Annotated in this window: 12 protein-coding genes; all 12 read left to right on the forward strand. The window is 33.0% G+C overall.

Annotated elements, in window-relative coordinates; translation table 11 throughout:
• Nucleotides 1-187 precede the first annotated feature (187 nt).
• Nucleotides 188-574, forward strand: a complete 387-nt coding sequence (locus FI695_00645; protein ID MQG50471.1) for an NADH-quinone oxidoreductase subunit A — start codon at nt 188-190, stop codon at nt 572-574.
• Between the two features lies 1 nt (nt 575).
• Nucleotides 576-1175 (forward strand): NADH-quinone oxidoreductase subunit B, encoded by a 600-nt coding sequence (locus FI695_00650; protein MQG50472.1) that lies wholly within the window; start codon nt 576-578, stop codon nt 1173-1175.
• A complete protein-coding gene (locus FI695_00655; protein MQG50473.1) occupies nt 1175-1627 on the forward strand; it encodes an NADH-quinone oxidoreductase subunit C in 453 nt (150 codons plus the stop codon). The genes FI695_00650 and FI695_00655 overlap by 1 nt, the downstream gene beginning before the upstream one ends.
• Nucleotides 1628-1642: 15 nt before the next feature.
• Nucleotides 1643-2740, forward strand: a complete 1098-nt coding sequence (locus FI695_00660; protein ID MQG50474.1) for an NADH-quinone oxidoreductase subunit D — start codon at nt 1643-1645, stop codon at nt 2738-2740.
• A gap of 125 nt (nt 2741-2865) precedes the next feature.
• Nucleotides 2866-3948: an NADH-quinone oxidoreductase subunit NuoH gene (nuoH, locus tag FI695_00665; GenBank protein ID MQG50475.1), complete on the forward strand. Its 1083-nt coding sequence runs from the start codon at nt 2866-2868 to the stop codon at nt 3946-3948.
• Nucleotides 3949-3964: 16 nt separating this feature from the next.
• Nucleotides 3965-4558, forward strand: coding sequence for an NADH-quinone oxidoreductase subunit I (locus FI695_00670; protein MQG50476.1), 594 nt, complete (start codon nt 3965-3967; stop codon nt 4556-4558).
• On the forward strand, nt 4555-5076 hold the full coding sequence (locus FI695_00675; protein ID MQG50477.1) for a hypothetical protein: 522 nt from the start codon (nt 4555-4557) through the stop codon (nt 5074-5076). The genes FI695_00670 and FI695_00675 overlap by 4 nt, the downstream gene beginning before the upstream one ends.
• A complete protein-coding gene (gene nuoK, locus FI695_00680) occupies nt 5073-5426 on the forward strand; it encodes an NADH-quinone oxidoreductase subunit NuoK (protein MQG50478.1) in 354 nt (117 codons plus the stop codon). Before FI695_00675 ends, nuoK begins: the two co-directional genes overlap by 4 nt.
• Before the next feature lie 3 nt (nt 5427-5429).
• Nucleotides 5430-5624: a hypothetical protein gene (locus FI695_00685; protein MQG50479.1), complete on the forward strand. Its 195-nt coding sequence runs from the start codon at nt 5430-5432 to the stop codon at nt 5622-5624.
• 20 nt (nt 5625-5644) lie between these two features.
• A complete protein-coding gene (gene nuoL / locus FI695_00690) occupies nt 5645-7567 on the forward strand; it encodes an NADH-quinone oxidoreductase subunit L (GenBank protein ID MQG50480.1) in 1923 nt (640 codons plus the stop codon).
• Nucleotides 7568-7588: 21 nt separating this feature from the next.
• Complete coding sequence (locus FI695_00695) at nt 7589-9067, forward strand: NADH-quinone oxidoreductase subunit M (GenBank protein ID MQG50481.1); 1479 nt, start codon at nt 7589-7591, stop codon at nt 9065-9067.
• A 4-nt stretch (nt 9068-9071) separates the two neighbouring features.
• A partial coding sequence (locus FI695_00700; GenBank protein ID MQG50482.1) for a hypothetical protein occupies nt 9072-9902 on the forward strand: 831 nt, incomplete at its 3' end.

Genomic DNA, 9902 nt, shown 5'->3' on the forward strand with positions numbered 1-9902 from the left:
TAGTTAAACTCAATCCTATTAGACTACTATTATTTAGTAGTATTGAAAAGTTCTATGCTACTTTTCATTATCTAGTCTAGATTGTGTAATTTTTCACTTGATACAATATAACTGTGGTGATATGCTATTGTGAATATATATTGAATCATAAAAACACCAATAATCTGGTTGATCCATGGGAGTTATTATGGAGAATTATTTTCACCAGTATGGTCTTCTCGCAATGTTTATAGTTGTTGCCACAGCCGTTCCTATTGGTATGTTGCTAGTGTCATATTTGGCATCAATGGTTTCAATTAGACCTCATAAACCAAATCAAACTAAGTCGACTATTTATGAATGTGGTGTAGAGCCCATAGGGCCAAATAAATGGGTTCAGTTTGATTTTAAATATTATATGTATGCGTTGCTTTTCGTAATATTTGACATTGAGACAATATTTTTATTTCCCTGGGCAATTCAATTTGGCAAACTGGGGATGTTTGCATTAATTGAAATGTTTATTTTTGTCATGATTTTGTTAGTTGGCTTAATTTATGCTTGGAAAGTAAAAGCCTTAGAATGGGGGAAATAATATGAATTTAAATTCAAATTATTTTGATTCACAGTCATTAGATATTGCAGAGGGTAAAGAAGTTCAAGAACTTAAAGACACATCACTTATTCCTATACAAGAGCCTTTAATTGAAGTTCCAAGTGATGTGGCTAATAATATAGCTGTAACCTCAATAGATGCTTTATTAAATTGGGGGAGAAAATCAGCTGTATGGCCATTATCTTTTGGATTAGCTTGTTGTGCATTTGAAATGATGGCAAGTGCAATGTCTCGATTTGATTTATCTCGATTTGGAGCAGAAGTCTTTCGAGGTTCTCCCAGACAAGCAGATCTCATGATAGTTTCCGGAACAGTGACATGGAAAATGGGTGCTGCTATTAAAAAATTATATGATCAAATGTTAGAACCCAAATGGGTAATTTCTATGGGTGCTTGCGCAACCAGCGGAGGCCCTTATTATCAATCATACAGTGTTGTTCCTGGTGTTAATCATATTATTCCAGTTGATGTTTATGTTCCTGGGTGTCCACCAAGGCCAGATGCATTATTATATGGGATTATGCAATTACAGGAAAAAATTAAGAGATATCGTCTTACACAAAATCCAGCAGGAAGTTAATGATTAAACAACTAAATTCAAATGAAATAATTAAATTACTAGGTACAGATTTTGGCATTCAAAATGATGGCCAAATTGAAAAAGAATTATATGTTTCTCCAGAACAATTAATAAATGTTGTGAAAAAATTAAAAAATTCAAAAGATGCATCTTTTGATTTATTAACTTGTATCTCTGGTATCGATTATGTTGAATATTTTCAGGTGGTATACCACCTGACTTCTACTGTTCATAAACATAGTTGTGTACTTAAGGTAAATTTATATGGCCGTAGTGATTTAGTTTGCCCTTCGGTATATGACCTTTGGCAGGGTGCTGATTTTCAGGAACGCGAAATATGGGATTTGTTAGGGATTTATTTTGAAGGTCATCCTAACATGAAACGAATATTTTTATGGGACGGATTCGAAGGACATCCATTACGCAGAGACTACTTAGAATCTCCAAGATAATACAGGGTAGAGTATATGAATAGTGAATTAATGACAGTAAATTTTGGCCCTCAACATCCAAGTACACATGGTGTGTTTAGATTACGAATTACATTAGACGGGGAAACAGTTGTTGCATTGGAGCCTGTTTTCGGATATTTGCATCGCGGGTCAGAAAAATTAGCTGAGGAACGTACATATACTCAAGTGATCACTTTGACGGATCGTATGGATTATACTTCTGCAATGACAAACAATCAGGCCTATGTTTTATCTTGTGAAAAATTAATGGAAATTACTCCACCTGTACGTGCACAATACTTACGAGTCATTTCTGCTGAATTATCAAGAATTGCATCTCATCTTATTGGAACGGGCTTTTTGATTAATGATCTTGGGGCTTTTATAACTCCTTTGATGTACTGTTTTAGAGAAAGAGAAAGGATCTTAGAGCTCTTTGAAATGTTGTGTGGGGCGAGAATAACGCTTACTTACATGAGAGTGGGAGGTGTTTTTCAGGATACTCCACCTGAATTTTGGCCAGCATTAGATAGCTTTCTTAGTGATATGGAATTACGTTTAGATGAATATGAATCATTACTCACTGGCAATGAAATATTATTGAGTAGGACAAAAGGTGTCAGTTCAATTACAACTGAACAGGCTATCAATGCTTCTATAACTGGACCAATTTTGAGAGCTACAGGCTATGATTGGGATTTGCGTTCGGTTGATCCTTATGAAGTATATAACAGAGTAAAGTTTGAAATTCCTATTGGTCATAATGGTGACAATTTTGATAGATACTTGGTTCGAATAAAAGAAATGAGACAAAGTCTGTCAATAATAAAACAATGTGTAGAACAAATAGAACCTGGACAGGTTAGACTGGACTTGCCGTTCCTTATACGCCCTGATTCAGGAGAGGCTTATGGGCGAGTTGAAAGCCCAAAAGGCGAATTAGGTTTCTATTTAATTAGCGATGGTTCTATATCACCGTATAGATGTAAAGTAAGGCCGCCTTCATTAATTAATCTTACCTTATTAAATGAAATGATTGTTGGTTGGAAAGTTGCAGATATGATTGTTACGCTAGGTTCACTTGATTTTAATATGGGAGAGGTAGATCGTTAATGTTGACTGAAAACCTTTGGTTTCATAATATCTATTGTTTTTTATACACTGGTGATACCTCTATTTCAGGATGTGCTAATAGCACAGGCTTGTTACCAGAATCACTGAATTGGATGCCTTATTATATTGCTGGCTTTTCAATGGTTTTGGTTTTAGTAAATATTTTTATGGCCTTTGGCGCTCTTTATACTTATGCAGAAAGAAGGTTGATTGGTAGATTCCAATCGAGAGTTGGACCTAATAGAGTTGGTCCATTTGGAATATTACAACCGGTTGCAGATGGTATTAAATTATTAACTAAAGAATCCATGATACCAGATCAAGCAGATAAACCTGTATATAATATAGCTCCTATAATAATGCTTATACCTGTGATATTAGTCGTAGCGGTATTGCCAGTAGGAGAGGGAACATTTATGACAGATTTAAATATAGCTTTATTGTTTGCAATATCAATAACAGCTCTGACTACAATCGCAATTTTTATGGCAGGTTTTTCTACTGGGAATAGATTTGCGATGCTTGGTGCAATGAGGGCAGTAGCTCAACTAATTAGTTATGAAGTTCCAGTTGTTTTATCCACAGTAGGTATTATACTTTTGACAGGGTCATTATCATTGGTTGATGTTGTTGAAGCCCAAGCTATACCTTTTATCTTAGTGCAACCATTAGCATTTTTAATATTTATTATTGGCGGATCTGCAGAAATGAATAGAACTCCCTTTGATACTGTTGAAGCTGAATCAGAACTCATTGCAGGTTATCATACTGAATATGGAGGTATGAAGTTTGCTATGTTCCAATTGGCGGAATACGCTTCAGTGTTAGTTAATTCTGCTCTAATTACAACTTTGTTTTTGAGCGGCTGGGATGGTCCCTTTTCGTTTATACCTTCACCTGTATGGTTTTTATTAAAAATGTTTTTCATGGCTTTTTGTTTTATTTGGATAAGAGCTACCCTACCTCGACTTAGAATGGATCAAGTTATGTCATTTGCATGGAAATTTTTATTACCATTAAGCTTATTAAATATATTTGTTACTGCATTTGAAGTTTTAATTTTTGGAGCTAATGGAATTTTTACTCAAGGTGATTTATGGCTGATGTCGGGTATCAATATTATTGTATCAATAATTGGTATTGTTATATTTAGTAAAATTCTTGAAATTGATTCAGGTTTCAATACTCAGTTTAAGGCAACAGTTTAAATAAGGAGAGAATAATTTGTACGGACTTGGAATAATTAAAGGATTGTTAGTTACTCTCAGGAATTTTGTGCGTAAGCCTGCTACTATCAATTATCCAGAACAAAGAGCTCCACAACACTCACGATTTAGAGGAGAAGAATTTGCATGGTATGAAGAGAGATGTACGGGTTGTGCAAGCTGTGCAAAGTTTTGTCCTTTAGGAATCATTCATATCGTCACAAGTCCCAGTGAGGTAAATATTCCCGAAGGTGATTCTTACAAATTAGAAGCTTTTGATATAGATATAGCAAGATGTATGTTTTGTGGTTTTTGTGTCGAAGTGTGCCCTTATGATGCATTGTTTATGGGGAGTGGTTTTGAGGAAGCACAATATAGTAGACAAGATCTAGTTCTTGATAAAATTAAAGATCAGAGAGAGGGTAAAAATAAATCTCCTAGCACATGGTTCAGGCCACAATTGGAATCCCAAAAATACCTACCTCTTTCTGATAAAGAAATGAAATGGGACGATGCCGGTCGAGAAGAATGGACCTATCACCCCGCAAAACGACCAAAAAGAGATTTATTATCATGGAGAAATAAAAATTTTAAAAATAAAGGGGAAAATTGAATCTGACAGATATCTTTTTTATAATTTTTTCATTGGTAGCATTTACTTCTGCGTTACTAGTAGTATTTATACAAGATTTATTTAAGAGTGCTTTGATGCTCGTAGTAACATTTATAAGTGTTGGTGGTATTTTCTTTTTATTAAGCGCAGAATTTTTAGGAGTAATACAGATATTAATATATGCGGGTGGAATAGCAATTATAATTATTTTTGGTATTTTAATGACAAAGGATATGGCAACTGCAAACACATCGAATATATTTATGTTCATAAATGGTCAAATTTGCTTAATATTTTTTGTTTTACTTTCATATTTTCTAATCAATGAAAAATGGGTTTTGCTAGACCTTACAAGTACCTCATATGCGGAGCAGGCTAAAAATCTATTTTCAAATACTACAAATCATTTAGCTACTCTTCTTCTTAAAAATTGGGTAATTGCATTTGAGTTTAGTTCAGTTTTGTTGCTAGCAGTTATCATTGGTTCATTAGCAATAGTTAAGGATAAAAACGAATGAGTTTAGAGTCTGTATTAACATTATCAGCAGGTCTTTTTGCTATAGGCCTTTTTGGGGTATTAACCAAACGAAACCTCATTGCTGTTCTTATGTGTGTTGAATTGATGTTTAATGCAATTAATGTTGCTGCAGTTGGAATGTCTCGTTATATTGCGCCATCTATGTTTAGAATTGCGGGGTCTGAATTAAATAATGATCAGATTGATTTGATACTATCTGGCCACGTGATTTCGATTTTTTCTATAGCAATATCAGCAGCTGAAGTTTCTATGGCGTTGGCAATTATTATTCTTATTTATAGAACTAAAAATACTGTTGATATTTCAGATATTAATAAAATGAACGGTTAAGATATGTGGATAAAATATTTAGAAGCTGAAAACTTATTTGTTGCCGAAAGTTGGAAGGAACTTTTTGAAGGTGAGGGCTTGCCTGTAAGGTTACTTCCCAATTTAGGTTTAGAAAACTGGTCTGATTCTAGTGAATTTTCTATCATGGTCCCACGTGGGCGTGAGCATGTAGCTGATGAAATAGTTAGAAAATTATAATTATTGTGAAAGATGGATAAATGTTGGAAATAGAAATTATAATTTCTTTGATTTTTGTAACTCCTTTAATTGTTGCATTTATTAATACTTTATTAATTACCTTCGGTGAAAATACTGATGTAAGAATGGGATCTTATTTCTCGATTATTGGTATATTAATATCATTTATTTTTTCAATCTATATTTTTTCTCTAGCATATGGAGATGACTATTATAAAATTAGTGCTTCTTTCGAATGGTTTAGTATAGGGAAATTGCCCATTTTATTTGGATACTATGTGGATTTTGTTACAGCTTCGATGTTGTTAGTAGTAACAGGTGTGAGTTTACTTGTACAAGTTTATTCTCTCGGATATATGGAGGGCGATAAGGGGCTTATTCGATATTATACATACCTATCCTTATTTACTTCATCAATGCTAGGAGTAGTATTATCAATTAATATATTACAAATGTATTTTTTCTGGGAATTAGTTGGAGTTTGTTCTTATCTTTTAATAGGGTTCTGGTTTGATAGAAACTCAGCAAGGAATGCTGCTAAAAAAGCCTTTTTAATTACTAGAATAGGCGATGTTGGCTTTTTATTTGCAATACTTTTAATTTTTTCAAATGGTTTGTCTTTAATAGATAAAGGATTAAACCCATTAATTATACAAGATATTTTATTAATGACCGGTGATTTTAGCACTAACATAATACTGTTGATTTCTGTTGGTTTAATTGCTGGGGCAGTTGGTAAATCTGCTCAATTCCCGTTGCATACTTGGTTGCCAGATGCAATGGAAGGCCCAACACCTGTTAGCGCCTTAATTCATGCCGCTACCATGGTTGCAGCAGGTGTGTTTTTACTAGTTAGATTCTTTGATTTTATAAGTGCTAGTTCTGCATCTTTATTGATTATATCCATCATTGGATGCACTACTTCGTTATTAGGAGCATCTATAGCTTTGGTGATGAATGATATCAAGAAGGTTTTAGCTTACTCAACGATAAGTCAACTAGGATATATGTTTATGGCAATCGGTATTGGAGCTCCGGCAATTGCTATGTTTCATTTAGTTACACATGCATTTTTTAAGGCACTATTATTTTTAGGCGCTGGAAATGTCAGCCATGCAGTACATAGCTTTGAAATGGAAAAAATGGGTAATTTAAAGAGTAAAATGCCTGTAACCTATTATACTTTTATTTTAGGTTCTTTGAGTTTAGTAGGTATTTTCCCTCTTGCTGGGTTTTGGAGCAAAGACGAAATCATCAATACTGCGTACCATGGTGCAAATTTAGCTTCTACAATTGTTTTAATTGGTAGTTTGATTGGTGTAATAATGACAGCTTTTTATACCTTTAGAATGGTATTTCTTACTTTTAATGATCGTATTAAATCTTCAAAAAGTATAGAAATCGAAGAGTCTCCTAAAACCATGCTTGTACCTGTTATTATCTTGTCAATTTTTGCAGTAATAACCGGATTTCTTATAAATCCTCCAATAGATATATTCATGTTCGAAAAACATTGGTTTTTACATTATCAACATCATAAAATAATTAATATTAATTTGTTGATTGCAACAATTTCCACATTGTTAGCTATTTTAGGTATAACCGCAGCATGGATATTTTATAAAAATAGAAATCTTACCAATAGGTTATTTACAAATGCAAGTATAAGCCACATATTACATAAGAAATGGTTTTTCGATGATCTTTATGAATTTATAATAGTTAAACAAATATTTTATCGTTTTATAACTCGAATGATACAAATATTTGATGACGTAATTATTAATCGATTCTCTGATTTGGTTGGTAGTCTGGCTAAAAGCCTTGGCCGTCCAGTAGCTTTTTTCCAAAATGGTTCTGTTCAGTTCTACGGGTTAATTCTTACTATATTTTATGGTTTAGTTGTTACTTTAGGGGTGTTGTATCTTTATGTTGTTTCATAAAAATAGAAGGTATATAAATACATGTTAACTATATTGATTTTCATACCAATATTGGGCGCTTTGATTATTCCTTTGATAAGAAATAATTCAAATTATATTAAATTCTGGGCTTTGATAATTACAGGCCTTGAATTGCTCATTTCAGTTTTCATGTTGATTAATTTTGACTTATCTAAAAATGGGTATCAATTTGTAGAAAGCTATGAATGGATTCCTTCACTTGGTATCTCTTATCATCTTGGGGTAGATGGATTAAGCTTGCCATTAGTTTTTTTGACAACTTTATTATTTGTTTGTGCTATTTCAATTTCAATTCCTATTAAAACACGTGTTGCAGAATACTTTTTCTGGTTTTTAGTTTTAGAAACTTCAGTATTAGGTGTTTTTGTTTCGTTGGATCTTGTCCTTTTCTTTATATTTTGGGAACTAGAACTTATTCCAATGTATTTTATAATTTCTGTTTGGGGTTCAGGTAATAAAGAATACTCTGCAATGAAATTTGTGATATATACATTATTGGGATCGGCTTTTATGTTGGTTGGTTTATTGATAACAGGGTTATCGGTAGGCAATTTTAATATAGAACAACTTTCAACTATAACATTGACTGACGATAATTTCTTAGTATCCCCAGTTTATGTATTCATAATGTTTTTTGTTGCTTTTGCAATAAAGTTACCTTCATGGCCCCTTCATTCTTGGCTTCCTGATGCTCATACAGATGCACCAACAGCAGGGAGTGTGATACTTGCTGGGGTTTTAATTAAAATGGGTGGTTACGGGATTATAAGAATTTGTGTGCAAATATTTCAACAAGAAGCAAAAGATTTATCGTTGTTATTGGTGTTTTTGGGGGCCTTTAGTTTAGTTTACGGCGCTATTATTACTTTTAGACAAACAGATATAAAAAAACTTATTGCATTCAGTAGTGTAAGCCACATGGGTATAGTGTTATTGGGAATTAGTGCATACAAATCTGATAATGTAGAAGTTGCATCATTTGGATTAGAAGGCGCTGCGTTACAAATGTTCACTCACGGAACAATAACCGGTTTGTTATTTCTTTCAATAGGTTTGATATATGATCGACTTCACACAAGAGAAATAAAACAATTACAAGGTCTTGTTTATCAGGCACCAATAATAAGCTTATTTTTTGTAATAGCATCTATGGCCTCATTGGGATTACCTGGGTTAAGTGGATTTGTTGCAGAAGTAACTGTTTTTATGGCAGCCTTTGCAGTCTGGAATTGGTTTACCGTGATTAGCGTTTTTTCGATAGTCCTCACAGCAGGATATATGTTGTGGCTAGTTCAAAGAGTAATTTTTGGAGATAATAATGGAACAGAAAAGAATTTACCCAAACTTTCATCATATGAATATGTTCCTGCTTTATTACTTGTTATTTCAATCATAGCAATAGGTGTATATCCTAATATTATTTTTGAATATTTTGAGCAAGGTGTTATTGCTTTTGTGAATAATACAATAGGAGTTTAAATTAATGGATGTAGCAGATTTAATATACCTAGGAAGTGAATTAATTGTTGCAATAACTGCTACTTTGATGCTTCTGATGGGCATTTTTTCTGGAAGATATGTGCTTGCTAAAATCATTTCATTGTTTGGTATACTAAGTGGCTTAATTTATGCCATTGGACTATGGTTTATTCCTTCGACTTATGTTTTTTATAATACAATACATGCAAACCAATTCAGTGTATTTTTTAAAGTACTTGTTTTGGCAACTTTGTTTTTGATTATTTTAGGTTCTTACGAGTATTCTAAGTATTTTGGAAAACTTAAAGTAGAATATATTAGTTTAATGATGTATTCAGCAGTAGGCATGATGCTCCTGCCTGCAACTAACGATTTTATTACAGCATATATAAGTCTTGAATTAATTTCACTTCCATTGGTTGCAGTAATTGCAATGACTAAAGAAGAAAATTCTATTGAAGCAAGTTTAAAATTTTTAATAATTAGTGCTATAAGTTCTGCATTTTTATTGTATGGAATAGTCCTCCTATACGGATTTAGTGGCTCAACTAATTTTGATGTTATTGCACATATTTTGTCAGGAAGAAGTGTTGATTCCAATGTTTCAATTGTATTAATAGCTATTTTATTTATTATAGGCGGTGTGGGATTCAAGGTAGGGATTGTTCCATTTTATATGTGGATTCCTGATGTATATCAAGGAGCACCAACTCCAGTTGTTACATTTTTGTCTATAGCTAGTAAGTCTGCAGGATTTGCTTTGCTACTAAAAGTTTTTATCATTGCTTATGGATATCTAGATTGGACTTATGGTATCGCAATTATTGCAGCTCTC

This window comes from SAR202 cluster bacterium (genome assembly GCA_009392515.1).
GTDB lineage: Bacteria > Chloroflexota > Dehalococcoidia > Lucifugimonadales > UBA6952 > UBA6952.

Excerpts from the sequence above, each read along its gene's own strand:
- FI695_00645 (MQG50471.1), top strand. The coding sequence starts at position 188 with ATGGAGAATTATTTTCACCAGTATGGTCTTCTCGCAATGTTTATAGTT.
- FI695_00650 (MQG50472.1), top strand. The coding sequence starts at position 576 with ATGAATTTAAATTCAAATTATTTTGATTCACAGTCATTAGATATTGCA.
- FI695_00655 (MQG50473.1), top strand. The coding sequence starts at position 1,175 with ATGATTAAACAACTAAATTCAAATGAAATAATTAAATTACTAGGTACA.
- FI695_00660 (MQG50474.1), top strand. The coding sequence starts at position 1,643 with ATGAATAGTGAATTAATGACAGTAAATTTTGGCCCTCAACATCCAAGT.
- nuoK (MQG50478.1), top strand. The coding sequence starts at position 5,073 with ATGAGTTTAGAGTCTGTATTAACATTATCAGCAGGTCTTTTTGCTATA.
- FI695_00685 (MQG50479.1), top strand. The coding sequence starts at position 5,430 with ATGTGGATAAAATATTTAGAAGCTGAAAACTTATTTGTTGCCGAAAGT.
- nuoL (MQG50480.1), top strand. The coding sequence starts at position 5,645 with ATGTTGGAAATAGAAATTATAATTTCTTTGATTTTTGTAACTCCTTTA.
- FI695_00695 (MQG50481.1), top strand. The coding sequence starts at position 7,589 with ATGTTAACTATATTGATTTTCATACCAATATTGGGCGCTTTGATTATT.